This is a genomic window from Pseudomonas putida (genome assembly GCA_041071465.1).
Classification (GTDB): Bacteria; Pseudomonadota; Gammaproteobacteria; order Pseudomonadales; family Pseudomonadaceae; genus Aquipseudomonas; species Aquipseudomonas putida_P.
This window is the reverse complement of sequence record CP163498.1, coordinates 2,959,088-2,984,462: the sequence shown is the minus strand read 5'-3', so window position 1 is coordinate 2,984,462 and position 25,375 is coordinate 2,959,088. Positions and strand designations below refer to the sequence as shown.

Here is a 25,375-nt window from a genome sequence, read left to right as displayed (position 1 = left end):
CAACTCCGTCAAGTCGATTGCAGGTCCAGCTTAGCGCAGCCGCTCATCGGGCAAACGCCGGTTCTTGCGCGGCTAATTCCTGGCATACCATTGCTCCGCGCCATTCTCCCCGCATAGAATTGAGAACTATTCACAATCGCACACATCACGGGACCGGGCCTTCGCTACGATGCAGTTCAACGACACGCTCAAACCGACCGAGGTCGCTCTGCTCTACCAGTCCCACCATGCCTGGCTGCGCAGCTGGTTGCGCAGCCGGGTCGGCTGTAGCGAACACGCCGCAGACCTGGCGCAGGATACCTTCGTGCGCGTGTTGCGCGCCCGCCAGGTGTCGCCGCTGAAGGAGCCGCGCGCCTACCTCAGCAGCATCGCCCGTGGCTTGATGATCGACCAGTTCCGCCGCCGCGCGCTGGAACGGGCTTACCAGGAAAGCCTGGCTAACCTGCCCGAAGCAGAGGTGCCCAGCGAAGAGGACAGGCTGGTCATCCTCGATAGCCTGGAACGCCTCGACCGCGCCTTGCACCAGTTGAAGCCGCGCGTGCGCCAGGCGTTCCTGCTGGCACAGCTCGACGGTTTGAGCATCGTGCAGGTCGCCCAACGCCTGGAGGTGTCCAGGGCCACCGTCGAGCGCGATCTGGCCAAGGCCCTGGGTGTCTGCTATCGGTTGCGCTATGCCGATGCCTGATGATACGCCGGCACAGGTGCAGGTCGATCAGGCCATCGACTGGTTGGTGAAACTGCGCTTCGACAGCCCCAGCGCGCGTACCGAGCAGCAGTTTCAGCAGTGGCTGGGCAGCCACCCGCACAACCCCTTGGCCTGGCAGCGGGTCAGTCATCTGGGCGACGAGCTGGCCGGGCTGCCCAAGGACCTGAGCCGGCGCACCCTGGAGGGTAGCCAGCGCCAACGCGTCAGCCGCCGGGACCACCTGAAGTTGCTGGGGCTGTTGGCCGTAGGCGGCAGCCTGGGCTGGGCCGCACGCGAACCGCTGGGCCTGCCACAACTGCTGGCCGACAGCAGCACCGCCACGGGTGAACGGCGCCAGTGGCAAAGTACTGACGGTAGCCGTATCCAGCTCAACACTGCCAGCGCCATCGACCTGCACTTCAGCGCGCAGCAACGCCAGCTGGAGCTGATACGGGGCGAAATCAGCCTGGACAGCAACCCGAATGACAACCGCCCGTTCCACATCGACACCCGTATCGGTCCGCTGACCACCGTCGATGGCCAACTGTTGCTGCGTGAAAACAGCCAGGGCCTGCTGCTGTCGGTGCGTCGAGGTGAAGTCACGCTGTTCCCTGCCTCGGCCTCACCGAGGCAGGTGCTGCCAGGTGAAACCTTGCAAGTCGGGACCAACGGCAGCATCCAGGCGTTGGCGCTGCACAGCGACCCTTGGGGCTGGACTGACGGGGTACTCAGCGTGCAACAAATGCCACTTGCCGAATTTGTCAGCGAACTCGGCCGCTACCGCCCGGGCCTGTTGCGCTGCGCTCCAGAGGTGGCGGGCCTGAAGGTCTCAGGCACCTATCAGTTGGCCGACACCGAGCAAATCCTGCAGTTGCTCAGCCGCAGCCTGCCGGTGCGGGTCGACTACAGGACCCGCTACTGGGTAAGCATCGGCGCGGCGTGAGGGGCATTATTCCGCCACAGCCCGCATCCGCCCTGCACGCCGATACGACTGCCTGGCAAAGCACACGAACAGCCCGGCCATCAGTGCCAGCGCCATGGGCAGGCCATGCGGCGCGACGTTCATGGCTGCCCCACTGACCAACGGCCCCACCAGGCTGCCCACGCCCCACAACAAGCCCACGCTGGCATTGGCTGTCACCAGGTCCTGGCCCTTGAAGCGCTGCCCGATCAGCACCAGCGCCAGGGTATAGATGCCCCCTGCCACCGCGCCCAGCACCACCAGCAGCGGCCACAGCAGCCAGGTCAGGTTCAGCAGCCAAGGCAAGCCGATGCCGATCGCCATCGCCACCAGCCCGCACGCGAGGTGCAGCCCGGTGCGCTCGACCCGGTCGGCCAACCAGCCCAACGGCAGCTGGAACAGCATGTCGCCGGCAAACACCACTGTCACCATCAACGCCGCCACGCCAACGGCAAAACCATGACTGGTGGCGTAAACCGGTAGCAGCGACAGCACCACGGCATCGAAGAACGAGAAGAATAGCACGGCCATGCACAACGCCGGCGCCACACGGAAAAACCCGGCTAGGCCGAAGCTCTTTTCGCCCTCTTCGTGTTCGACATGGTCGTTGGGCACGGTCAGCACGATGCACAGCAACGCCAGCCCATAGCAGACCGTGACGACACCCGTTATCCAGGGGCTGTTTGCGCCCAGCACTGCCAGCATGGCTGGGCCAAGCACCTGAAAACCGGTGAAGCTGGTGGCGTACAGGGCCATGATCTTGCCGCGGTTGTGCTCTGGGCACAGTTCGTTGACCCACGACTCGCCGAGGATGATGGCGATCCCCATGCCAAGCCCCAGCCCCAGGCGTAGCAGCGCCAGCAGCCACAGCGAGCCGAACGCCGATTCAAGCAAGGCAATGCTGACCGTGCACAGGCTGAAACACAGCAGATAGATGGTGCGCCGGGTGAGATGACGGCAACAGGCGTCGACCAGAAACGCCGAGAGCATCATGCCTGCGGCAGGGATGGCCGAGATGATGCCGATTTCCAGGGTGCTTGCCCCCGCCTCATGCAGGCGCAACGACACCAGCGGCAAGCTGGCCCCCAGGCTGAAACCCACAACCGAAACGGCGAACAACAGGCCCGCCAGTAAACGCATGTTCATGTACCACTCCTTGCAAACCGAAAAGACGTGCAGACACAGGCGCGCACGCCGGGGCGGCGAGCGACGCAAAAGCGCAGATCAGTTCAGGCGAGGTGTGGCGAAAAGGTGAAGGCAAACAGCACGCTGCGGCGGCGCTTGAGTACCGTGTCGCTCGGCCATGCACGACGCAGGGCCTGGAAGGCAGGCTGGCGGGCGCTGGGCAGGGATTGGGTACGGCACATTGCTTTGGCTACTACGCAGGTGGTTGGAAAAAGAGGCGGCACTCTAGGCCAAGGGTGCCCAATCGTCAATCGTCGGGGCTGCTTTGCAGCCCCGCTTGCATCAGCGCTTACCGGTGCTCGGCAACAACACCGCCAGTAGCCCGAACAATGGCAGGAACGAGCACAGCCCGTACACATACTCGATACCGCGCAGGTCTGCCACATACCCCAACAGCGCCGCGCCAATGCCGCCAAAGCCGAACATCAAGCCGAAGAAGATCCCGGCAATCATGCCCACACTGCCCGGTACCAGTTCCTGCGCATACACCACGATGGCCGAGAACGCCGACGCCAGGATAAAACCGATCACCACGCTCAGTACCGTGGTCCAGAACAGGTCGGCATACGGCAGCGCCAAGGTGAACGGCGCCACGCCCAGGATCGAGAACCAGATCACCGCCTTGCGCCCGATACGGTCACCGATCGGCCCGCCAAAGAAGGTGCCCGCTGCTACCGCGCCGAGGAACAGGAACAGGTGCAGCTGCGAGCTGGCCACCGATACACCGAACTTCTCGATCAGGTAGAAGGTGAAGTAGCTCGTGAAGCTGGCCATGTAGAAGTACTTGGAGAACACCAACAGGCCCAGCACGATCAGCGCCGCGATCACCCGATTGCGCGAAATGCCGTGGGTGGCTTGCACCGCCTTGCGCGCCTTGGCCTGGTTGAGGTGCTCCTTGTACCAGCCGCGCAGCATCAGGGTGACACCGAGGAAGAATAGCCCCGCCAGGCCGAACCAGGCCACGTGGGTCTGACCGAACGGAATGACGATGGCCGCCGCCAGCAGCGGGCCCAGTGCTGAACCGGTGTTGCCGCCCACTTGGAAAGTCGACTGGGCCAGGCCGAAACGCCCACCCGAAGCCAACCGCGCGATACGCGAGGTTTCCGGGTGGAAGGTCGACGAGCCGATGCCCACCAGCGCCGACGCCAGCAAGATCATCGGGAAACTGCCGACGAAGGCCAGCATCACGATGCCCACCAGTGTGCACAGGGTGCCTAGGGGCAGCAGGTTGGGCGTCGGTCGGCGGTCGGTGAAGAAGCCGACCCAGGGCTGCAACAGCGAGGCGGTGATCTGGAATGTCAGGGTGATCATGCCAATCTGGGCGAAGCTCAGGTCGTAGTTGGCCTTGAGCATGGGGTAGATCGCCGGCAGTACCGACTGGATCAGGTCGTTAATCAAGTGCGCCAAGGCACAGAAACCGATGATGCGCATCACCAGCGGTGTGGCCTGGTTGGCCGTTGCAGCGGTGGATGCGGTGGAGGCACTACTGGTGGCCATTTGCCTAAATCTCCGTCCTCAGGTTTGGGATCCGATTATCGGGAAACAAATAGATACATAGCTACCTTTTTTATCCCTCTGTCGCAACGTACTTGAAAATGGTTCTCAATATAATTAGCATCCTTGGCTCATTATCCCTGTCATCGTTGGGCGAAACGGCCCCTATCGTGAGCAGACCGAACCCATGAGCCCGATGCCCGCCAAGCAACTGCAGCCCGACCCACAGCAGGAAGCGCTGGAGTGGTTTTCGTTGCTGCGCCAGCCCGGTTGCGACGACACCCAGCGCCAGGCATTCGCGGCCTGGTGCCAAGCCCCTGAGAACGCACACGCCTATGCCGAGCTGGAAACGTTCTGGCAACAACTGCAACCACCCCCCGCTCGCCCTCGCCCACGGCAAGTCGCTGTGCAGCGCAGCCACCTGGGCAAATGGTTGGCGGTTGTATTCCTGCTTGGTTTGGGCGCCGCAGCCTACCTGTACTGGCCGCTGATGCAACGCCTGGCCAGTGAGCTGCACACCGATGTGGGCGAGCGCCGCAGCACGCGCCTGGCAGATGGCACGACATTGAACCTGGACAGCGCCAGCGCGATGAACGTCGACCTGCGCGGGCGCACCCGCCTGCTGCACCTGGTGCAGGGCCAGGTGTTCATGGAAGTGATGCTCGACGGGCGAGCCATGGAGGTAGAAGTCGGCAACGCCCGCATCCAGGTGTACGGCACCCGCCTGCAGGTAGCCCGCCATGCCGGGCGTGACGAACTCGTGGTACTCAGTGGCAAGGCCATGGTCACCCAGGGCGGTGAGCAGCGCATGGTCTCGGCGGGTGAGCGGGTGACCTTCGATGGCATGCGCATCGACCCGGTGCAGAAGGCCGACCTGAAGACCGCCGACAGCTGGCGCAGCGGTCGCCTGAAAGCCACCGACATGCCTTTGGGGCAAGTGCTGGAACGCCTTGCCGGTTACCAAGGGCAGCGTCTGTGGATGATGGATGAACAAGTGGCGCATCGACGCGTGAGCGGCGATTTCAATCTCGACCGGCCTGGCGAAAGCCTGCAATCCCTGGCTGACGCCCAGCATCTGCAACTGCAGGGCGTGCTGGGACACTGGCTTGTGGTGCGCTGAAACAGGGGCTGGCTGCTAAGTTTTTGAAAGCGTGCAAATTTTTTTTGAAATGAGTGTTGACAGGGGGGCCGTTCAAGAGAATAATGCGCGCCATCGGCTACATAGCTCAGTTGGTTAGAGCATAGCATTCATAATGCTGGGTCCGGGGTTCAAGTCCCTGTGTAGCCACCAAACAAGACGAAGGGCTTACCGCAAGGTAAGCCCTTTTTCTTTGCCTACGAAAAAGTTGTCGCCTGGCGATAGGCTGGCCCCTGCTGCAGCTACAGCGCCAATGACAGCGCCAATACCACGGCCACGATCAAGGCCAGTGCCTTCAGCCCCCGGCTCGAAAGGCGCTGCTGATTGCAGCTCAGTTGCGCGCTGCATGCAGGCGCCTGCTTGAGCACTTGCATGGGGCCCAGAGTTTCATGCATGCGCTGGAATGCTTCCAGATGCTCACTGTCCTGCGCTAACCAGGCACGGAACGCCTCACGGTCGCGCCCACTCGGCTGGCCCTCCAGACGCACCAGCCATTCGGCAGCTTCGTGAAGGATTTCCGGGCTCACAGACAGGCCTCAGCGGCGGCAGATGGGGTTGGTATCATCGCGAAGCTTCGCAAATGGGAATGATTCTATTCTAAATGGCCATCACCCCAACATGCAATCATCCCCGCTCAACGGATACCGGCCACCGCCACTGCCAGGCCAAGCCCGATCAACGCCAGCCCAATGACGCGGTCCACCAGCACCTGACGGTCGATCATTGCCTTGCGCAATGCTGTGCTGGAGAAAAACACTGCGACCAGGCTGAACCAAAGCCAATGGGCAAAGGACATGAATGCGCCGTAGGCGAATGCCTGCTTCAATGGGCTACCAGGTTGCACCACCTGGGTGAAGGCGCTGATGACGAATAACATGGTCTTGGGGTTGAGGGCGTTGGTCAGAAAGCCGGTGCGCAGCGCTTGCACCATGCTGGCGGCCGATTGACCGCCCCCCTCAAGGCTGATGCGTTGAGTATTGGTAAGCGATTTGTAGCCCAGGTAAACCAGATAGCCCGCGCCCAGTACTTTCATGCCCAGGAACAGCGCCGGGCTCTGGCTGATAACCACGGCAATGCCCAAGACCGTATACAGCACGTGCACTTGTACCCCCAGGGCGATACCCATTGCGGCGGCCAGCCCGGCCTTGCGGCCCTGTGCATAACTGCTGCGAGTGACCATGGCGAAGTCGGCGCCAGGACTGATGACGGCGAGCAGGGTAAACAAGGCGACGGCAATTAGTTCGGTCATGCTGAGGGGCTCTCGATAGGCGATGAAAATGCGCAGACCGCGTTATTATCGAGTGCTTATAGAAGAGTAAAAATCGATTTAAAGTGCTGTAAATCTGATAGTTTTCCTCACAGACAAGCAAAACGTTAACCTGTGCAAACGCTTGCACAGGCCAGCAGGAAGACCATGAAACTGCCGCCATTAAATGCCTTGCGTTACTTCGACATCGCCGCCCAAACCGAGAACTTCGTGCGCGCCGCCGAACACTTGCACGTCACTCACGGCGCGGTCAGCCGCCAGGTACGCCTGCTTGAAGAAAGCCTTGGCGTCGAGCTGTTCGAGCGCCGTAACCGGGCCATTTTCCTCACCCCCGCCGGCCGAGCCCTGCAAGGCACTACCCAGGCAATATTCGAACAACTCGAAGGCGCCGTGCAGCGCTTGCAACAACAGGCCCGCGACAATGTGCTGGTGCTGTCCTGCGAGCCGACCATCGCCATGCGTTGGCTGATCCCACGCCTGCCCCGCTTCCATGCTGCACACCCCGACCTGCAGTTGCACCTGGTGGCCGCAGGCGGGCCGCTGGACTTCGCCCGCAGCGGTGTCGACCTGGCAATCCGCCGCGACGACTTCCACTGGGGCAACCAGCTGTACAACCAGAAAATCTGTGACGAATGGATCGGCCCGGTGCGCCACCCCGGCGCCCCCATTCAACTGGACGGCCAGCGCTTGCTGCACAGCACCACCCGCCCCGCTGCATGGCCCACCTGGCTGCGCCTGAGCGGCCAGCAGGCACTGCACAACGAACGCAGCGACTACGAGCACTTCTACCTGTCTATCCAGGCCGCCAGCGCCGGCCTGGGCCTGGCCATGGCCTCAGCCCTGATGGTGGGCGACGAACTCGACAGCGGGCAGTTGCAGGCCCCCTACGGTTTTGTGCGCGACGGCTCGGCCTATCACCTGCTTAGCCCACTGCCCCTGGACGACAACAGCAAACGCCAGCGCTTCGCCGAGTGGGTAATGGACGAATGCCGGCGCTCTCTGGCTCATTTGGGCTTGTTGCAGAACGACGACCCCGCACTGCCATCGCCACCCCAGGTGCGATAACCGGCGGTATCCACGTGAATGCGGCCTGAAGGATAGCGCCCCAGGCCCATGTTCCAGGCCTGCCCGTGCTGCTGCCAGAAACGGCACAGCGGGTAGGGGTCGGCCCAGGCTGGCAGCAAGATATCGACGGCGAAAGCGCGCATATGCGCACTGTTCGCTGCCCCGCCGGCGCAGGCGTTCAGTCGCGGCTCACGGTAAGCCGAAACCACCTCGAACTGGCGCAGGATGCCTTGGTCATCGAGTGTCTTGATCAACGCAAGGGTGGTGCGCACAGCCGGCCAATTGCCGGCGGGTGGCACGGCGAAAGGCGACGCTCGGCACAGCTTCCAGTCCGAGGCCGACCGCAGCAACTGATGGATAGGCACTACCCCATATAGACGGGCATCGACCAGCATTTCACGAAAGGGCCGAGTTTGATGGTCACCAGCCCACTGGGCGAACATCCACACGTCGCGCTCATCGGCGTGAGCAGCCCCGGCAATCAACAGGCCTGCTACAAGAAGCAGTTTTTTCATCCTTAAGCCATCCGTGCTTGGAGAACAAAGAAAACCACGCTGTGGCTGCTATCGATTAAGCCAGGTCAATCCTCAAGCAGCGTGCAGGCCATCACCAGGGCATCTTCACGGCCACCAGCAATCGGATAATAGTCACGGCGTCGGCCGATTTCGTTGAAACCGTAACGTTCGTATAGACGATAAGCCGACTGGTTGCTGGCGCGTACTTCCAGGAAACATTCGCGACCATTGAGCTGGTAGGCCCGGGCCATCAGGTGCTCGAGCAGGCGCAGGCCCATGCCGCAACCCTGGTTTTCCGGCTTTACGGTGATATTGAGCAGGTGGGCTTCGTCGATGATCACGTTGATTACGCCATGGCCCACTTGCTGCTGGCCGTCGAACATCAGCCAGACCTCGTACGACTTGAGCGCATCCTGAAAGATTCCGCGGGTCCAGGGATGACTGAACGCGGCATATTCGATCTTAAGCACGGCATCCAGATCCGCCTCGGTCATCGGGCGGAAACTGATCGAGTCACTCATTCAACGCTCTTCCAGCGCGCCATCAGCTGGCGCATGGCTTTCCAGACGTCCGCCTTGCGTTGCGGCTCGTCCATCAACAGTTCAAGGCCCGGCAGCGCCCAGGCGTCGCCCAGGCCGTCCAGCTTAAGGGGTTGGTAATAGGCCTCGGCATCGGCATTGGCGGCAAAGCGCAGTGCCGGCAAGCCAATCAGCCACAGACAGGTGCTCGGGGCGTCTTCTAGGCGGGCCTGGACAAAACCCTGGACGAAATCGCGCGCGGCCTCCGGGCCCTGGTCCATGTTGCCGCGCACCAGCAGCGGCCAGCGCACAGGCTCGCCGATGATCTGCGGGGCGTCGGGCAGGCCGGCGGCACGCAGCATGTCCTTGAGCAGCAGGTAGGACGGGTCGCGGCTCTGGAACGGCTGGCCTGTGGCCAACTCCACCAGCAATAGGCAACTGCCGGTGCGCAGCAACTGCAACGAGAAGCGTGGAGGTGGCACGGGCGCCGGGCGGGGTGCCGCCGGCTGCTCTTCGGCCTCGACCGGCTTGGCGGCGGGTTTGGGCGCGCTGTTCGGGCGCGGGATCTCGATTTTCGGCCGTTCGCCGGAACGGGCCTGGGGTGTGGCGGGAGCGTCATTTGCAGCCGGTGCCGGCCTGATTTCGAAATCGACATCCTCGACCGTCGCCACCGGCAACAACAGCTCCGGCCGCGACGGTGCGGCGAACGGCAGTTCGGCGCGCGGCAACCAGTGCACCACTTGCATGGCGGAAAGGTAGGCGCGGCGACGGGGTTCGGTGAGCAAGGGATGGGTATCCGAGGGGTGAAGACAATTGGGCATTCTAACGTGTACGCCTTGGTTTTTGCAGCGCCTATCAGACCGAGCGCCGCCCGTGCGGCGCTCGCGCTCAAAAACGCCCCAAAAACAACGCCATACACCTACTAGCCATAAGGTTATCCCTCATTACAGACCAAGGGGTGAAAACCTCCCCCCGGGATGCAGTACAATCGCCCCCTTTTTCTTGGCAACGAGTCGAAGCCAATGATCGAACCCAAGCGCGTCCTGCGCGCCCTAGCCGAACACTGGGCCCTGATCGAGCCGCTGTGCGAGCGTTTCGACCAGGGCACCCTGAGCCTGGTCGAGTTGCGCCAGCATGTGGCCCGCCAGCAGCTCGAAAGCACCCCGCAGGACATCACCCAGCTACTCGACGTGTGGATCCGCCTGGATATCCTGGTCCCGGTCGCCAAGAGCCCGAACCGCTTCGAGCTCAACGCGCAGATCCACGACTTCCTCGCCTACCTGCGCCGCGAACACCGGCTGGGTCTGTGCCTGGAAATCGAAGCCTACTTGCGCCACCTGGAACGCCTGGCCGGGCACATCCAGGATGCCTTCGACAATCGCGACAGCGACGACCTGGCGCGCCAGCTGCGCCTGCTCGACATGCGCGTGCGCGATGTGCTGAAAAAGCTCGACAACGACGAGCAGGCGCTGGTGGCCGTGGCCGAACGGGCCAAGACCAGCAACCGCCAGATTCCGCTGCGCCAGCGGTATGCCGAAGTACTCGCCACCTGGGACGAATACGTCGAGCCGATGATCCAGCTGGTCAACGCCGACGGCGCCTTCGAGCAGGGCGTGCGCAAGGTCGAGACCGTGCTGTTGAAGCTGCTGGGCGAACAGGCGCGCCTGGGCCACCTGGTCGATGACGACATGCTGCTGCGCACCCATGCGCGCATCCTCGAAATGCAGACCAGCGCCCAGCTGACCCTGCGCCACGCCCGCGAGCTGCTACTGCCACTGCGCGAAGAAGCACGCCGGCACAATGCCGTGACCCGTGGCGCCGCACTGGCCCTGTCGGTGATCCGGCGCAAGGGCATCGATGCCGTGCCGCAAGCGGCCATGCCGATGTTCACCCGCCCGCAAAGCACCTTCCTTGGCAGTGCCAGCCAGGTCGAGGCCTACGTCTACGCCCTGGCCCGCTTCGAACCCAAGCCAGCGCGCTTCCCCAAGGCCCACAAGACCCAGTCCGGTGCCCTGCCCCGCGCCCCGCGCACGGTGAAAGAAATGGCCGAACGCTGCGAACAAGCCCTGCCGCTGCCTGACCTGATGGTCTGGCTGCTTGAGCAGGAGCCCGAGGGTGCTACGGACGAGTTGCTGTACTGGTTCTCGCGCCTGTCGCGGGAAAAACGCTTCAAGCGCGAACGCCTCGACCGCCGCGAGTACACCACCCAGGAACACCTGGTCAGCCTGCGCTCGTTCGCCCTGACCTCCAGCCGCGAAGACGCCGCCAGCGCGCCTACCGAATCCAACGCGAGCCCAGCCCATGCATCTTGATCTTTCCGAACTGTCCCAGCTCGCGCCGATCTTCCGCGAGCTGTTCAAAGGCTTCCACGTCAGCCGCCGCGACCCCGAGTTGTATGCGCAGCTGTCGAATTTCCAGGACCAGTACCGCACCCTGTTCAAGGCCCTGGGCTTCGAACTGGTGTGCGACACCCGTGGCTTCTACTACTTCGTCCCGGACATGACCGCCGCCCAGGTCAACAAGACCGCGCAGCGCCTGTCGCTGTTCACCTTCATCCTGGTCGAACACCTTGCCGACCAGGGCCGTGACCCGATGGCCGTACTCGACGGCGGCAGCATTGGCCGCGACGAACTGCCCTCGCTGCTGGACAAGTACCGCGACCTGTTCCTGCAAGCCGAAGTGCAGACAGTGGACGAGCTGGAAGAAAAGATCCTGCGGCGCATGACCCAGCTCGGCTTCGCCCACGAGGAAGGTGGTATCTACCGCTTCCTGCCGCCCATGCACCGCTTCCTCGATGTGTGCCTTTCGGTGCAGCAAGACCGCGACCTAGCCGCCACCCTGCACAGCGACCTGCCGCTGCCGCCCCCGGTACTGGTCGAGGAAGAAAGCGCCGAAGAACTCAACCGTACCGACGACCCGCTCGACCTCACGCCCTTCGAGGGCGAGGAAAGCGAAGAGGACGCGCTGGCCCGGGCCATCCGCGAAGAGCAACAGGAGATTGACGCATGAGCCAGGAACGCTACGGCATCCGCCGCTTCGCATTGCTCAACACCGCCGGCTACAGCCTTGGCCTGTTCCCGCTGGAGCACCCGCTGTCGGTGTACGGCGCCAACAACCTGGGTAAATCGGCGTCGATCAACGCCCTGCAATTCCCTATCCTGGCGCGCATGTCGGACATGAGCTTCGGCAAGTACAGCCTCGAGCAGTCGCGCCGCTTCTACTTTGCCAGCGACACCTCGTACATTCTCTGCGAACTGAGCCTGCCCCACGGCCCGCACGTGATCGGCGTGGTCGGGCGCGGCCCGGGTGGCGGTTTCGGCCACCAGTTCTTCGCCTACAAAGGCGAACTGGACCTGGCCCACTACCAGAAAAACGACACCTGCCTACGCCAGAAAGAGCTGTTCACCAACCTCGAGCGCCTTGGCATCAAGGCTTATGAAGTGAAGCCGGACGAACTGCGCCGGTTGCTGGTTGGCGGCCACACCTCGGTGCCGCTGGACCTGACCATGATCCCGCTGCGCTCCACCAGCGAGCAAAGCCTGAAAACCTTCCGCGCGCTGTTCATCAACCTGCTGCACATGCGCGAAATCACCGCGGCCAAGCTCAAGCAGCTGTTCCTCGACGCGTTCGAGCACAGCCTGCGTTCAGGCAGCGTCGACTACATCGCGGCGTGCGAAGAGGCCTTCCGCGACGTACGCCGCATGGAGCAGGACTACAACGCCCTGGTTGCTGCCGGCCCACTGGTCGAGGCCCTGGCTGGTGGTGTTGCCCAGCGCGACATCCTGCGCGGCAAGCTGCACCGCATTTCGCCTGTGCTCGACACCCTGCTGGGCACCTGGCAAGAATACGCCATGGCGCGCAAGGAAGAGCTGGTCATCCAGTCCGAGCACTACCGTGGCGAGCAGGACCGCCTGCAGAACGATCAGCGCGGCGGTACCCAGGAACTGATGCGCCTGGAACGTGAAATCACCGGTATCCAGCGCTGGCTGGGCGAGCTGTCGGTGCTCAAGCACCGCTTCGCCCTGGTCGATGACGTCAAGGTGCTGGAGCAGCAGTTGCTGGCGGCCAAGGACGCCCACGACGAACTGGCCGGCGCCCTGGCCCAGTCGCGGCAGTTCAGTGCCGAAGACCTGGACGAGCGCGTACGCGACCTGGAAAAACGCCTGAAGCAGGTCAAGCAGCAGCTGGACCACGCCGACAACAACAGCTACGCCCGCCTGCGCGAAGAGTTCTCGCAGCAGGACGTCGACCGCCTGATGCGCCTGTTCAACGGCGCACTGTTCAGCCTGCCGCTGGGCGACCGTGGCATCGAGCTGGACGACAGCGACCTGTGGGTGAAAACGCTGGAAGCGGTGCTGGATGGCTTCAAGGGCGAACGTTTCGAAGCCCCGGGCCTGGCCATCGACTTGACCCACATCGACCCGCCGGCACTGCAAGCCCTGGCGGACCGCGCCGCCCTGCGCGACCAGAAAGAGCGCCTGGAAAAGAGCTGAAGCAGCTCAAGACCCAGCAAGCCGTGGCCGCCGACCGCTCCGCCTCCAAAGCGCAGACCGAAACCCTGTACCAGGAAGTGCTGGATGCGCAGAAAGCGCTGGAGGACTTCCGCCGCAGCCAAACCCTGGCCGCCGAAGAGCCCGAGAAGCTGGAACAGCTGTCGCAACTGGAAGCCGCCCAGGACGAACTCAAGCGCTCCAGCGATGCCTTCACCGAGCGTGTCCAGCAGCTGTCGGCCAAGCTGCAGCTGGTCGGTAGGCAGCTTGGTGACCTGGAGTCCAAGCAGCGCACCCTGGAAGACGCCCTGCGTCGTCGCCAACTGCTACCGGCCGACCTGCCCTATGGCACGCCGTTCATGGAAGCCATCGACGACTCGATGGACAACCTGCTGCCGCTGCTCAACGACTACCAGGACAGCTGGCAAGGCCTGCAACGTGTGGATAACCAGATCGAGGCGCTGTACGCCCAGGTGCGTCTGAAAGGCGTGGCCAAGTTCGACAGCGAAGACGACATGGAACGCCGCCTGCAGTTGCTGGTGAACGCTTATGCGCACCGAACCGACGAGGCCCTGACCCTGGCCAAGGCCCGCCGCGCTGCAGTCACCGACATCGCCCGTACCCTGCGCAACATCCGCAGCGACTACGACAGCCTCGAGCACCAGCTGGCCTTGTTCAACCGCGAGATCAACAAGCGCCAGGTGTCCAACCTGGAAAGCTTCCGCGTGGTACTGGCGCCGAACAAGGAAGCGCTCAAGCACATCGACCAGATCATCCACAGTGCCGGCCAGTACGAAGAAGGCGAAACCCTGTCGGTGTTCGACCTGACCCAAAGTGCCGATCAGGACAACAAGAACGAAGAGGCCAAGGAATACCTGGCACGCCTGGTGGCAGCCAACCACAACCAGTTGGGCCTCAAGGACCTGTTCGAGCTGGCGTTCGAGATCACCAAGGTCAACGGCCAGCCGATCATCCACGCCGACATCGACGGCGCAGCGTCCAACGGCACCACCATGACCATCAAGGCGCTGACCAACATGTACCTGTTGCTGCACCTGATGGACCGCGACCTGGCCGGTCGCATTCGCCTGCCGTACTACCTGGACGAAGCGGCGGACATCGACGAACGCAACCAGGCGGCACTGCTGGAAACCAGCCTGCAGCTGGGCTTCGTGCCGATTCTGGCGAGCGTGAAGCCGCAGGTATCGGCACGCGTGGCGATCGACCTGGAAGGTGGCAGCGGGCCAAACGGCATCTACATCGACGAGGCGGACTGGAAGTTCATCAGCCGGCTGGATGAAGTGAAGGCGGTTGTGCGTGAGGATCAGGCCGAGGAATTGGCCTGATATCGGTGTGATGGGGCCGCTCCTACAGGGATATGTGCTCCCCTGTAGGAGCGGCCTTGTGTCGCGAAAGGAGGCCGAAGGCCTCCCGGCAATCTACCAGGCTATCAATGAGCCCAAGGCAAGATCGGTATCGCGGTCACCGCATTCTGCGGGCTGCCTTCGATCATGCGGTCGCTGTACACCAGGTACACCAGCGTATTGCGCTTCTTGTCCAAAAAGCGCACCACCTGCATGGTCTTGAACACCAGCGAGGTGCGTTCCTTGAACACTTCCTCGCCATCCTTCAACTCACCCTTGAAGTTGATCGGCCGACCTGACGGCAGGCAATCGACGCCTCCGCACGGTCTTCCGCCAGCCCCAAGCCACCCTTCATGCCGCCAGTCTTGGCCCGTGACAGGTAGCAGGTCACGCCCTCGACCTTGGGATCGTCAAACGCTTCGACCACAATGCGGTCGTTCGGCCCAAGGAACTTGAAGACCGTGGACACCTGGCCGACTTCCTCGGCCCCGGCCAGCATTGGCAGTGCCAGCGCTGCCACGGCAATCACCCGCTTGAACAGGCTCATACCAGCACCAGATTGTCGCGGTGTACCAGCTCAGGCTCGGCGCTGTAGCCAAGAATCGACTCGATCGCGTCCGAGGGCTGGCCAATGATCTTCTGCGCCTCCAGGGCGCTGTAGTTGGCAAGGCCGCGGGCCACCTCGATACCGTCCGGGCCAACACACACCACCATCTCGCCACGGCGGAAGCTGCCCTGCACGGTCTTCACGCCGACCGGCAACAGGCTCTTGTTGGCCTGGCGCAGTGCCTGCACGGCACCGGCATCCAGCACCAGGGTGCCACGGGTCTGCAGGTGGCCTGCCAGCCATTGTTTGCGCGCAGCGAGCATGCCGCGCTCGGGCGACAGCAAGGTACCCAGGCGCTCGCCCGCCTTGAGGCGATCCAGCACGCGCTCGATGCGGCCACCGATGATGATGGTGTGGGCACCGGAACGGGCAGCCAGGCGCGCTGCGCGCAGCTTGGTCTGCATGCCGCCACGACCCAGGGCACCACCGGTACCACCGGCCACGGCATCCAACGACGGGTCGTCGGCACGGGCTTCGTAAATCAGTTGGGCTTGCGGGTTGTTACGCGGGTCGGCGTCGAACATACCATCGCGGTCGGTGAGGATCACCAGCAGGTCGGCCTCGACCAAGTTGGCTACCAGCGCCGCCAGGGTGTCGTTGTCACCGAAGCGGATTTCGTCGGTGACCACGGTGTCGTTTTCGTTGATTACCGGCACCACACCCAGGTCGACCAAAGTGCGCAAGGTGCTGCGGGCGTTCAGGTAACGCTTGCGGTCGGACAGGTCGTCATGGGTCAAGAGGATCTGCGCGGTGTGCTTGCCGTGTTCGCCAAAGCTCGACTCCCAGGCCTGCACCAGGCGCATCTGGCCGAGCGAGGCCGCCGCCTGCAGCTCGTTCATCGCGCTCGGTCGCGTAGTCCAGCCCAGCTGGCTCATGCCGGCAGCAACGGCCCCGGAGGAGACCAGTACCAACTCCACGCCTGCCTCACGCAGCGCGACCATCTGCTCGACCCAAACGGCCATGGCGCCGCGGTCGAGGCCCTTGCCATCGGCGGTCAGCAGAGCACTGCCAATCTTCACGACCCAGCGCTTGGCGCCCGTCACCTTGCTTCGCATCTTCTTCCAACCTATGTCGAATCTGTAGATACCGTGGATACAAAAACGCCGCTCCAGAGAGCGGCGTTTAGTGTACTGCAACCGATCAGTCGCGCACGTAAATGATTTCCGGGCCGTCTTCGTCGTCCTCGAAATCATCGTCCCAACCGTCATCGTCGCCGATGTCGTGCACGCTCTTGACGCCGGTGCGACGCAGGGTACGGGCGTCGTCCAGGGCCTGCAGCTGGGCACGGGCTTCGTCTTCGATGCGCTGGTCGAGGTCGGCCAGCTCTTCGGCGTAGGCCGGGTCGTTGGCCAGGCGATCGGCGCGGTCTTCGAGGTAGCGCATCAGGTCATGGCTGAGCTTGTCGGTACCCTGCTTGGAGATAGCCGAGATCACGTAGACCGGGCCTTCCCACTCGAGGCGATCAATCACTTCCTGAACACGTTCATCACGCTCGTCGTCCATGACCATGTCCGACTTGTTCAGTACCAGCCAACGCTCACGCTCGGCCAGCGACGGGCTGAAGCGGGTCAGCTCGTTGACGATGACTTCGGCGGCATCGGCCGGGCTGCTTTCATCCAGCGGCGCGATATCCACCAGGTGCAGCAGTACGCGAGTACGCGCCAGGTGCTTGAGGAAGCGGATACCCAGGCCGGCACCCTCGGAAGCGCCTTCGATCAGGCCGGGGATGTCGGCGATGACGAAGCTCTTCCAGCGGTCGACGCTGACCACGCCCAGGTTTGGCACCAGGGTGGTGAACGGGTAGTCGGCCACTTTCGGCTTGGCGGCCGAGACCGAGCGAATGAAGGTACTCTTGCCGGCGTTCGGCAGGCCCAGCAGGCCGACGTCGGCCAACACCTTCATTTCCATCTTCAAGTCACGCTGGTCACCCGGTTTGCCTGGGGTGGTCTGGCGCGGCGCACGGTTGGTGCTGGACTTGAAGCGGGTGTTGCCCAGGCCGTGCCAGCCGCCTTGTGCAACCATCAGCTTCTGGCCAGGGGTCACCAGGTCACCGATCACTTCCTGGGTCGAGGCGTCAATCACGGTGGTGCCGACCGGCACGCGCAGGAACAGGTCTTCACCCTTCTTGCCGGTGCAGTCGGTGCTGCCGCCGTTGGAGCCGCGCTGGGCTTCGTGGTGACGGGTGTAGCGGTAGTCGACCAGGGTGTTCAGGTTTTCGTCGGCAACCATGTACACCGAGCCACCATCACCGCCGTCACCGCCGTTGGGGCCACCGTTCTCGATGAATTTCTCGCGACGGAAGCTCATGCAACCGTTGCCGCCGTCACCGGCTTTGACCCGAATCGATACTTCGTCAACAAACTTCATTAAAACCGCCTCTCGTCGGCAGACGAGCTGAATGACTCAAAACATGAGGCTCTTGCAAAAATGAGCGCGGCGGCCCCGTACGACCGTAGAAACCAACGCCGGCAACCCAGACAAACAGCTTTGCAAGAGGCTCACCACAAACGAAAAAGCCCCGTCGCATGACGGGGCTTCTGGAGCGACGTCGCGATTAAGCGGCGACGATGCTCACGTAACGGCGCATGAACTCGCCTTTCTTCTCGAACTTGATCACGCCTTCGATCTTGGCGAACAAGGTGTGGTCCTTGCCCATGCCAACGCCGTAGCCAGCGTGGAATTCGGTGCCGCGCTGACGGACGATGATGTTGCCTGGCTTGATAACCTGGCCGCCATACATCTTCACGCCAAGGCGTTTAGATTCTGAGTCGCGACCGTTACGAGTACTACCACCAGCCTTCTTGTGAGCCATGGTTCAATTCTCCAAATAAATTCAGGGGATCTAGGGGATTAAGCCTGGATGCCGGTGATTTTGATCTCGGTGAACCACTGGCGGTGGCCCATACGCTTCATGTGGTGCTTACGACGACGGAACTTGATGATGCGAACCTTGTCGTGGCGGCCTTGCGAAACGACTTCGGCCACTACTTTAGCGCCAGCAACAACTGGAGCACCGATGGTGACTTCTTCACCGTTGGCGACCAGCAGAACGCGATCGAAGGTCACGGATTCGCCAGTGGCGACTTCCAGTTTTTCGATCTTGAGGAATTCACCTTCAGCGACTTTGTACTGCTTGCCGCCGGTAACGATTACTGCGTAAGACATGGTATTTCTCCGATAATCCTGCTCACCCAGCGCTTTATATGATGAGTATTGGCTGGCATGGCTGCACAGGGCTGGAACGGCCCGGCGCAATTGCGTAAGGCAGGTGCTGCCCAGGAAGTTAGGGTGCGCGATTGTACGCAACCGCGGTTTTGCTTGCAAGTACCGCCCCCGGCCAGCTGGCACCGCGCCTTGACACACCGGGACCCGCGACCTAGCATGCCGCGCAACCTCACTGGAGCAGCCGATGCAACCCCAAACCTTCTACCGCGCGGTGGCTGATGATTTCAGCGCCGTCGACGAGATCATCAAGAAGCAGCTGACCTCGCGCGTGCCGCTGGTATCGAAGATCGGCGACTATATCACGTCGGCCGGTGGCAAGCGCCTGCGTCCCCTGCTGGTACTGCTGTGTGGCAAGGCCCTGGGCCGTGAAGGCGACGACCTGCGTCTGCTGGCCGCCACCATTGAATTCCTGCACACCGCCACCCTGCTGCACGACGACGTGGTCGACATGTCCGGCATGCGCCGTGGCCGCTCCACCGCCAATGCCCTGTGGGGCAATGCGCCGAGCGTATTGGTGGGTGACTTCCTTTATTCGCGCTCGTTCGAAATGATGGTCGAACTGGGCTCGATGCCGGTCATGCAGATCCTCTCCAAGGCCACCCGGGTGATTGCCGAGGGTGAAGTGCTGCAGCTGTCGCGGGTACGCGACGCCAGCACCACCGAGGAGGTCTACATGGAGGTGATTCGCGGCAAGACCGCGATGCTGTTCGAAGCCTCGACCCACAGCGCCGCAGCGCTGGCCGAAGCCACTGATGAGCAGCGCGAAGCCCTGCGCACCTTCGGCGACCACCTGGGCGTGGCCTTCCAACTGGTCGACGACCTGCTGGACTACAAGGGTGACTCGCAAACCCTGGGCAAGAACGTCGGTGACGACCTGGCCGAAGGCAAGCCTACCCTGCCGCTGATCTACACCATGCGCGAAGGCACTGCCGAGCAGGCCGCACTGGTTCGCCAGGCGATCCAGAAGGGTGGCCTGGAGGATCTGGAGCAGATTCGCGTGGCGGTCGAAGAGTCCGGCGCACTGAAGTACACCGCAGAGCTGGCGCGTGATTATGTGAAGCGTGCCATTGCATGCCTCGAAGTACTACCAGCCAGCGAATACCGGGATGCGCTGGTTGAGCTGAGCGAGTTTGCGGTCGCGCGTACTCACTGACAGACAGAGTCGTCTTCATTCGCGGGCAAGCCCGCTCCTACAAGGACTGCGCCGCCTGTAGGAGCGTGCTTGCCCGCGATGCTTTTGTCCGGACATAACCACTTCTGGAAAAATACCTTTTACAATGTGGGCTTTTAACCGCCCGTCTGTTTGTTTGAGGATCCGAAGTGAGCACTCTGCCACCCTGCCCAAAATGCAACTCCGAATACACCTATGAGGATGGCACTCAGCTGATCTGCCCTGAATGCGCCCACGAGTGGTCGGCCAGCGGCGATGCCGAGGCCATCGACGAGGTGGTGAAAAAGGACTCGGTCGGCAACATCCTGCAGGACGGCGACACCGTCACCGTGATCAAGGACCTCAAGGTCAAAGGTTCGTCCCTGGTGGTCAAGGTTGGCACCAAGGTCAAAAACATCCGCCTGTGTGACGGCGACCACGATATCGACTGCAAAATCGACGGTATCGGCGCCATGAAGCTGAAGTCCGAATTCGTGCGCAAAGTCTGATTACACAAAAATCCGCCAATTGGCGCTTGCTATTTTGATAATAAGAATTATTCTCATTGGAACCGCTTTCCAAGGAGAATAGCCATGACTTATCTGATCGACGCCTGGCTGGACCGCCCTCACCCCTACCTGCGCATTCTTCATCGGGAAACCGGCGAAGTGTGTGCGGTGCTTGAACAAGATGCACTTGACGAATTGCGTGACCAGGGCGACCTGGACATGAGCGGGTTGAATTCGAGTGAACCTGGGGTACTGAAGGAATTGGTGCGGAACTTGTTTCTGTTCTGCTATGCGCGGGCATTGCGCCCGATGGGGACAGATTGGAATTGAGGCCAGCAGGGCTGGCCTCTTCGCGAGCAAGCCCGCTCCCACAGCGACCGCGCAAGGTTTGAGTTCTGCGCAATACCTGGAGGAGCGGGCTTGCCCGCGAATGGGCCGCAATGCGGCCCCGAGGGCATTACAGAACGTCGAGCAACTCGACGTCGAACACCAGTACGCTGTGCGGCGGGATGCTGCCAACGCCTTGGGCACCGTAAGCCAGCTCGCTCGGCACGTACAGGCGCCATTTGCTGCCAGCGTTCATCAGCTGCAGGGCTTCGGTCCAGCCAGCGATCACACCACCAACCGGGAATTCAGCCGGCTGGCCGCGCTCGTAGGAGCTGTCGAACACGGTGCCGTCGATCAGGGTGCCGTGGTAGTGCGTACGCACGTTGCTTTCGCGGGTCGGCTTGGCGCCTTCACCTGCGGTCAGTACTTCGAACTGCAGGCCCGAAGCCAGGGTGGTGATGCCATCACGCTTGGCGTTTTCGGCCAGGAATTCCTTGCCAGCGCCAGCAGCGGCTTCAGCCTTGGCGGCCGCTTCGGCTTGCATGATGTCACGGATCACTTTGAAGCTGGCCGACAGGTCGGCTTCGCTGACGCGGCTGTCGGCGCCGTTGAAGGCGTCGGTCAGGCCGGCCAGGATGGCTTCCAGGCTGACGCCTGGTGGCGGGTTGTCGCGCAGCTGGCCGCCCAGCTGACGGCCGATACCGTAGCTGACGCGCGTTTCGTCGGTGGACAGATTGAGTTCGGACATTGTCGTGCTCCACTGCAGGGCGCAGTGCAGCCGCGCCCTTGATGAAAAGGGCGAGCAGCCTAGCACACTGGGGCGCGGCGAGCAGCTACCAGGCCGAGCGCTGGGAGATCGGCACCTTCAGGTCTTCTTCCGGGTGCGTACCCATGCCGCACATTTCGTCCTGCACCGACCAATGCACCAGGTTCATCGAGACCATGGGGATGGTTTGCAGCAACTTGCGCGCATCTTCCACCGAGTGCACGCGCAAGCGTTCACCACGGGTATCGGACAGAGGGTGAGCGTGGCCTTTGACCCGGGCCTCGAGCAGGTAGTCACCGCCTTCGATGGCGATCAGGTTCAGTTCGTCGACATGGCCAGCCCTGGCCTCGGTGTTGAGCTGATGCAGGTTCATGAGAGCACCTCGCGATGAGAACCACGCATGAGTGCTCATTTTTTCTACAGGCCAGCCGAAAGCACAAGCCAGAAACAACACCGCCCGTCCGTTTTGCAACGGACGGGCGGTGAATGCAGCAACCTGGCTTAGTGCTTGGTCAGCTTGTCCAGGTAGCCCATGCAAAACGCCGAGATCACGAAGGTCATGTGGATGATCACGTACCACATCAGGTAATCGGTGGAGATGTTCTGCGCATCCATGAACACCCGCAGCAGGTGAATCGACGAAATCGCCACGATCGATGCGGCAACTTTCATCTTCAGCGACGAAGAGTCCATCTTGCCGAGCCAGTTGAGCTTTTCCTTGCTTTCGTCGATGTCCAGTTGCGAAACGAAGTTCTCGTACCCGGAGATCATCACCATGACCAGCAGGCCACCCACCAGCGACATGTCGATCAGCGACAAGATCACCAGGATCAGGTCGGCTTCGCTCAGGGCGAAGACGTTGGGCAGGACATGGACCACTTCCTGGAAGAATTTCAGTGCCAGGGCCAGCAAGCCAAGGGACAGGCCGAAGTAGATCGGGGCGAGCAGCCAGCGCGAGGCATACATCGCGTTTTCGAGGATACGTTCCATGAAGTTCAGGACTCATCAGGTGACTAAAAATCGACGGCGAGTATAGCCAGCCACCTGTTACAGCAAAAGCCCGGTGAACGGGGGGCTGTTTTACAGCCCCGGCAATCGTTCAGGTCTCTGGATGAAACTGGTAATCCCCAAGATTACGGCACCGCTCGCCATTGATCCGCCGTAACTGCGCCTGCAAATGCAAACACCAGATCTGCGGGTCTTCGGCCACCTGGTACCCATGCAAGGTCAGGCTGTCGACGATGGCATTGAGCACTGATTCGGCCACCAGCGGCCCATGAAACGGCCCCTGCGCCTTGATCGCGGAAGGTTGTTCACCGGCCATGCCGGCGGCGAACAGCAACGTCCACATGCCGTTGTCCCCGGCCAGTGGGCGGATGCTGCATTCGATGCGGGTCACCAGGCCCAGGCACTGGCGTGTGAGGCTGAGGTTGCGCATGGCCGCGTCCCCTCCAAAAAGCCTTGTTCAGCCTGAACCTCAGGCTGTTTCCATCCTGAACCTGATACCGTCCTTAAGTTCCAGCATAGAAGAACAGTACAGAAAGATGGAAAACCGGCGCTGAACGGTAGCACATCGCCGCCAGCGCCAGTTTATTGACTCAAGCCGGTTTGGCCTTGGCAATCACCTCTTCCAGGTGTTCCTTTTCTGCCTTCTCGATTTCTTCTTCGCTGATCATCTCGGCAATTTCACGCAGGCGCTCCACCACCCGAGCATTGACGCTGCCCTCGGTGAACAGCCCCTTGTCGTCGAGCACCCCGGCCTCCTCGCCCACCAGCAGGCTCAGCGCCTCATCAGCCTGGCTGACCGCATAGACGTGGAACATGCCGTTCTCCACGGCCTGCAGCACGCGCTCATCAAGCATCAGGGTGGCAACGTTGGCACGCGGAATGATCACCCCCTGCTCGCCCGTCAGGCCTCGCGCCTCGCAGAGGCGGAAGAAGCCCTCGATCTTCTCGTTGACCCCGCCCACTGCCTGCACTTCACCAAACTGGTTGATGGAACCAGTGATAGCGAAACACTGCTTGAGCGGCGTGCGCGACAAGGCTGAAATCAGCGTGCAGGCTTCGCCCAGCGAGGCGCTGTCACCGTCCACGTAGCCGTAGGACTGTTCCAGGGCGATGCTCGCGGAAATCGCCAGCGGGAATTCCTGGGCATAGCGGCTGCCCAGATAACCGGTAAGGATCATCACGCCTTTGGAGTGGATCGGCTGGCCAAGGTTGACCTCACGCTCGATGTCGACAATGCCGCTGCCGCCTGGGTACACAGTGGCCGAAATACGTGCCGGCATACCGAACGCCGAGTCGCCCACCTCCAGCACCGTGAGGCCGTTGCACTTGCCGATTGCAGCACCTTCGGTATCGATGAGGATGATGCCGGCGAGCATGTCGTCCAGCACCCGCTGCGACACACGCCCGGTGCGGGTGGCCTTGGCCTTGAGCGCACGCTCGATGTGGCCGGCGTCGGTCATTTCGTCACTGGCCAGCTGGCGAATGAAATCAGCCTCGCTCACCAACTGGAACAGGTCGCCGATACGCGCCGACAGGCGCGACTGGTTTTCAGCCAGGCGAGCGCTGTAGGTGGCCAGGCGCGCCACGGCGTCGCTGGTCAGCGGCGCCATGCCCTCTTCGTTGGTGCGGGTGCGCAACAGCTGGGCGAACTGCTCCAGGTTCTCGTCGACCATCGGCATGTCTTCGTCGAAGTCCACCAGCACGCGGAACATCTCCTGGAAGTCCGGGTCGTGGTCCTGCAGCGCGTAGTACAGCTGGCGCGAGCCGATGATCACCAGTTTGACGTTGAGCGGAATCATCTGCGGCTGCAGGCTGACCGTGGCGACACGGCCCAGTTCACCGATCGGCGACTCCATCTTCAGCTTGCGCGACTGCAGTGCACGCTTGAGCGCATCCCAAACGAACGGCTCGCCCAGCATCTTCTCGGCTTCAAGAATCAAGAAGCCACCGTTGGCACGGTGCAGCGCGCCTGGGCGCAGTTGGCGATAGGAGGTGTACAGCGCGCCTTGGTCGGTGCTGTATTCGATACGGCCGAACAGGTTGTCATAGGTCGGATGCGGCTCGAACACCACCGGCGCGCCGCCGGCTGCGTGATGGCCCACCACCAGGCTGGGCGCGTACTGCTCTTCGAGCAGCTTGCGGGCCACGGCGTCGGTCTTGCTGTCATCCACCAGTTGCTCGACCACGGTACGCAGCAGGTTCAACTGCACCGATTGCAGGTATGCGCAGACCGCCGCGTTCTCGGCGTACTTTTCCGACAGCGGCGCCAACAGCGGCTGCAGCGCCAGGGTGATGGTTTCTTCGTTCAGATGGCGCAGTTGGTTGTTCGACTCGCGCTTCCACTGCGGCAAGCTGGCCAGCTCTTCGTTCAGCTGTTCCTCGAGCAAGGCAATGTCTTCGTGGAACTGCTCGCGTACCGCTTCCGGCAACTGGGCGAACTCGGCTTCATCCAGCGCCTTGCCATCGGCCATCGGCGTGAAGGCGACGTTGCTGGCATCGCGATACAAGGCCACGTCTTTTTCCAGCGATGCGCGCTCTATCACGTCCAGGGCGCGGTCATAGCGCTGGTTGAAGGCACGGTCGATAGCACCCTTCTTCTGCTGATAGGACGGGTGTTCGAAAACGGCAGGGAACGTGGACAGCAGGTTGTCGATCAACCCGCCCATGTCGCTGATGAACTCGGCGGCGCTCCCGGACGGCAGCTCCAGTGCCCGTGGCTCACGGGTGTCGTCGAAGTGGTTGACGTAGACCCAGTCGGCCGGGGTCTGCTGGCGCTTGCCCTCGGCCTTGAGGTAGCGCTTTACGAACGAGAAGCGCCCGGTACCGGGCTCACCCATTACATACACGTTGTAACCAGGGCGCGGCATGGCCACGCCAAACTGCAGGGCCTCGACAGCACGCTCCTGGCCCAGGACTCCGCGAAACGGCTCCAGATCGTCGGTATTGGTAAAGGCAAACTGCTCGGGGGAGAAACGCCGGGTCAGGGCTTCAGGCGCGAGACGCAGGCGCGCAGCGACAGGATCGGGCATTGGGTTTCCTTACTTCGGCGGGCAGATGACCAGCATTCTGGCGCTGCCCCAGCGCGCCTTGCAAGGCTCTAC

Annotated in this window: 26 protein-coding genes, 1 tRNA gene and 2 pseudogenes; 11 read left to right on the top strand and 18 right to left on the bottom strand. The window is 62.3% G+C overall.

All coding sequences use genetic code 11. From position 1 onward, the window contains the following. Window positions 1-169 precede the first annotated feature (169 nt). Together AB5975_13860 and AB5975_13855 are read left to right on the top strand one after the other, a co-directional pair. On the top strand, window positions 170-685 hold the full coding sequence (locus AB5975_13860) for a sigma-70 family RNA polymerase sigma factor (GenBank protein XDR22776.1): 516 nt from the start codon (window positions 170-172) through the stop codon (window positions 683-685). After that, on the top strand, window positions 672-1,628 hold the full coding sequence (locus AB5975_13855; GenBank protein ID XDR22775.1) for a FecR domain-containing protein: 957 nt from the start codon (window positions 672-674) through the stop codon (window positions 1,626-1,628). The genes AB5975_13860 and AB5975_13855 overlap by 14 nt, the downstream gene beginning before the upstream one ends. Window positions 1,629-1,634: 6 nt before the next feature. Here AB5975_13855 and AB5975_13850 read toward each other — a convergent pair whose 3' ends face one another. From AB5975_13850 to AB5975_13840, 3 genes are all read right to left on the bottom strand, one after another. Continuing rightward, window positions 1,635-2,792 (bottom strand): MFS transporter, encoded by a 1,158-nt coding sequence (locus AB5975_13850; GenBank protein ID XDR22774.1) that lies wholly within the window; start codon window positions 2,790-2,792, stop codon window positions 1,635-1,637. An 83-nt stretch (window positions 2,793-2,875) separates the two neighbouring features. Beyond that, window positions 2,876-3,013 carry a hypothetical protein gene (locus AB5975_13845; protein ID XDR22773.1) on the bottom strand — a complete coding sequence of 46 codons (138 nt, stop codon included), beginning with the start codon at window positions 3,011-3,013 and terminating at the stop codon, window positions 2,876-2,878. A gap of 100 nt (window positions 3,014-3,113) precedes the next feature. After that, complete coding sequence (locus AB5975_13840; protein ID XDR22772.1) at window positions 3,114-4,328, bottom strand: MFS transporter; 1,215 nt, start codon at window positions 4,326-4,328, stop codon at window positions 3,114-3,116. 184 nt (window positions 4,329-4,512) lie between these two features. Between AB5975_13840 and AB5975_13835 the strand changes: the two genes are divergently transcribed. Next, the gene (locus tag AB5975_13835; protein ID XDR22771.1) at window positions 4,513-5,445 is read left to right on the top strand and encodes a FecR domain-containing protein; all 933 of its coding nucleotides are present in this window, start codon (window positions 4,513-4,515) and stop codon (window positions 5,443-5,445) included. Between the two features lie 95 nt (window positions 5,446-5,540). Further along, a tRNA-Met gene (locus AB5975_13830) sits at window positions 5,541-5,616 on the top strand. An 89-nt stretch (window positions 5,617-5,705) separates the two neighbouring features. Here AB5975_13830 and AB5975_13825 read toward each other — a convergent pair. Both AB5975_13825 and AB5975_13820 read right to left on the bottom strand, forming a co-directional pair. Continuing rightward, window positions 5,706-5,990 carry a FecR/PupR family sigma factor regulator gene (locus AB5975_13825; protein XDR22770.1) on the bottom strand — a complete coding sequence of 95 codons (285 nt, stop codon included), beginning with the start codon at window positions 5,988-5,990 and terminating at the stop codon, window positions 5,706-5,708. Between the two features lie 107 nt (window positions 5,991-6,097). Further along, the gene (locus tag AB5975_13820; protein ID XDR22769.1) at window positions 6,098-6,712 is read right to left on the bottom strand and encodes a LysE family translocator; all 615 of its coding nucleotides are present in this window, start codon (window positions 6,710-6,712) and stop codon (window positions 6,098-6,100) included. A gap of 165 nt (window positions 6,713-6,877) precedes the next feature. Here AB5975_13820 and AB5975_13815 point away from each other — a divergent pair, with 165 nt between their 5' ends. Continuing rightward, the gene (locus AB5975_13815) at window positions 6,878-7,795 is read left to right on the top strand and encodes a LysR substrate-binding domain-containing protein (protein XDR22768.1); all 918 of its coding nucleotides are present in this window, start codon (window positions 6,878-6,880) and stop codon (window positions 7,793-7,795) included. Here AB5975_13815 and AB5975_13810 read toward each other — a convergent pair. From AB5975_13810 to AB5975_13800, 3 genes are all read right to left on the bottom strand, one after another. Continuing rightward, window positions 7,735-8,310: a DUF882 domain-containing protein gene (locus AB5975_13810; protein ID XDR22767.1), complete on the bottom strand. Its 576-nt coding sequence runs from the start codon at window positions 8,308-8,310 to the stop codon at window positions 7,735-7,737. The two genes, AB5975_13815 and AB5975_13810, sit on opposite strands and share 61 nt — an antisense overlap. Window positions 8,311-8,375: 65 nt before the next feature. Then, on the bottom strand, window positions 8,376-8,831 hold the full coding sequence (gene rimI, locus AB5975_13805; GenBank protein ID XDR22766.1) for a ribosomal protein S18-alanine N-acetyltransferase: 456 nt from the start codon (window positions 8,829-8,831) through the stop codon (window positions 8,376-8,378). After that, complete coding sequence (locus AB5975_13800; protein XDR22765.1) at window positions 8,828-9,613, bottom strand: energy transducer TonB; 786 nt, start codon at window positions 9,611-9,613, stop codon at window positions 8,828-8,830. Before AB5975_13800 ends, rimI begins: the two co-directional genes overlap by 4 nt. 237 nt (window positions 9,614-9,850) lie before the next feature. Between AB5975_13800 and mksB the strand changes: the two genes are divergently transcribed. The 3 genes and pseudogenes from mksB (at window position 9,851) to mksF (ending at window position 14,664) form a co-directional block, all read left to right on the top strand. Beyond that, on the top strand, window positions 9,851-11,140 hold the full coding sequence (mksB, locus tag AB5975_13795) for an Mks condensin complex protein MksB (GenBank protein XDR22764.1): 1,290 nt from the start codon (window positions 9,851-9,853) through the stop codon (window positions 11,138-11,140). Beyond that, a complete protein-coding gene (mksE, locus tag AB5975_13790) occupies window positions 11,130-11,837 on the top strand; it encodes an Mks condensin complex protein MksE (GenBank protein ID XDR22763.1) in 708 nt (235 codons plus the stop codon). The genes mksB and mksE overlap by 11 nt, the downstream gene beginning before the upstream one ends. After that, window positions 11,834-14,664, top strand: a pseudogene (mksF, locus tag AB5975_13785) (Mks condensin complex protein MksF). Before mksE ends, mksF begins: the two are co-directional and overlap by 4 nt. Window positions 14,665-14,768: 104 nt before the next feature. On the opposite strand, the pseudogene AB5975_13780 reads toward mksF, so the two are convergent. From AB5975_13780 to rplU, 5 genes and pseudogenes are all read right to left on the bottom strand, one after another. Further along, window positions 14,769-15,181 (bottom strand): annotated as a pseudogene (locus AB5975_13780) (CreA family protein). 44 nt (window positions 15,182-15,225) lie between these two features. Continuing rightward, a complete protein-coding gene (gene proB / locus AB5975_13775) occupies window positions 15,226-16,344 on the bottom strand; it encodes a glutamate 5-kinase (GenBank protein XDR22762.1) in 1,119 nt (372 codons plus the stop codon). Between the two features lie 85 nt (window positions 16,345-16,429). Beyond that, a complete protein-coding gene (gene cgtA, locus AB5975_13770) occupies window positions 16,430-17,656 on the bottom strand; it encodes an Obg family GTPase CgtA (protein ID XDR22761.1) in 1,227 nt (408 codons plus the stop codon). Between the two features lie 187 nt (window positions 17,657-17,843). Then, on the bottom strand, window positions 17,844-18,101 hold the full coding sequence (rpmA, locus tag AB5975_13765) for a 50S ribosomal protein L27 (GenBank protein XDR22760.1): 258 nt from the start codon (window positions 18,099-18,101) through the stop codon (window positions 17,844-17,846). A gap of 38 nt (window positions 18,102-18,139) precedes the next feature. Continuing rightward, a complete protein-coding gene (rplU, locus tag AB5975_13760; GenBank protein ID XDR22759.1) occupies window positions 18,140-18,454 on the bottom strand; it encodes a 50S ribosomal protein L21 in 315 nt (104 codons plus the stop codon). 244 nt (window positions 18,455-18,698) lie between these two features. Between rplU and AB5975_13755 the strand changes: the two genes are divergently transcribed. The 3 genes from AB5975_13755 to AB5975_13745 all read left to right on the top strand — a co-directional run bounded on the left by AB5975_13755 (window position 18,699) and on the right by AB5975_13745 (window position 20,503). After that, entirely contained in the window at window positions 18,699-19,667 is a 969-nt protein-coding gene (locus AB5975_13755; GenBank protein ID XDR22758.1) for a polyprenyl synthetase family protein, read from the top strand. 167 nt (window positions 19,668-19,834) lie between these two features. Then, window positions 19,835-20,173, top strand: coding sequence for a zinc ribbon domain-containing protein YjdM (locus AB5975_13750; GenBank protein ID XDR22757.1), 339 nt, complete (start codon window positions 19,835-19,837; stop codon window positions 20,171-20,173). Window positions 20,174-20,257: 84 nt separating this feature from the next. After that, window positions 20,258-20,503: a hypothetical protein gene (locus AB5975_13745; GenBank protein ID XDR22756.1), complete on the top strand. Its 246-nt coding sequence runs from the start codon at window positions 20,258-20,260 to the stop codon at window positions 20,501-20,503. 127 nt (window positions 20,504-20,630) lie between these two features. Here the strand turns inward: AB5975_13745 and AB5975_13740 are convergent, their stop codons facing one another. The 5 genes from AB5975_13740 to AB5975_13720 form a co-directional block, all read right to left on the bottom strand. After that, complete coding sequence (locus tag AB5975_13740; protein ID XDR22755.1) at window positions 20,631-21,248, bottom strand: FKBP-type peptidyl-prolyl cis-trans isomerase; 618 nt, start codon at window positions 21,246-21,248, stop codon at window positions 20,631-20,633. A gap of 85 nt (window positions 21,249-21,333) precedes the next feature. Next, window positions 21,334-21,639, bottom strand: a complete 306-nt coding sequence (locus AB5975_13735) for a DUF6482 family protein (protein XDR22754.1) — start codon at window positions 21,637-21,639, stop codon at window positions 21,334-21,336. A 128-nt stretch (window positions 21,640-21,767) separates the two neighbouring features. Continuing rightward, on the bottom strand, window positions 21,768-22,256 hold the full coding sequence (locus AB5975_13730) for a TIGR00645 family protein (protein ID XDR22753.1): 489 nt from the start codon (window positions 22,254-22,256) through the stop codon (window positions 21,768-21,770). A gap of 109 nt (window positions 22,257-22,365) precedes the next feature. Further along, window positions 22,366-22,704, bottom strand: coding sequence for a hypothetical protein (locus AB5975_13725; protein XDR22752.1), 339 nt, complete (start codon window positions 22,702-22,704; stop codon window positions 22,366-22,368). A gap of 160 nt (window positions 22,705-22,864) precedes the next feature. Then, window positions 22,865-25,303: a Lon protease family protein gene (locus AB5975_13720; protein XDR22751.1), complete on the bottom strand. Its 2,439-nt coding sequence runs from the start codon at window positions 25,301-25,303 to the stop codon at window positions 22,865-22,867. Window positions 25,304-25,375 lie beyond the last annotated feature (72 nt).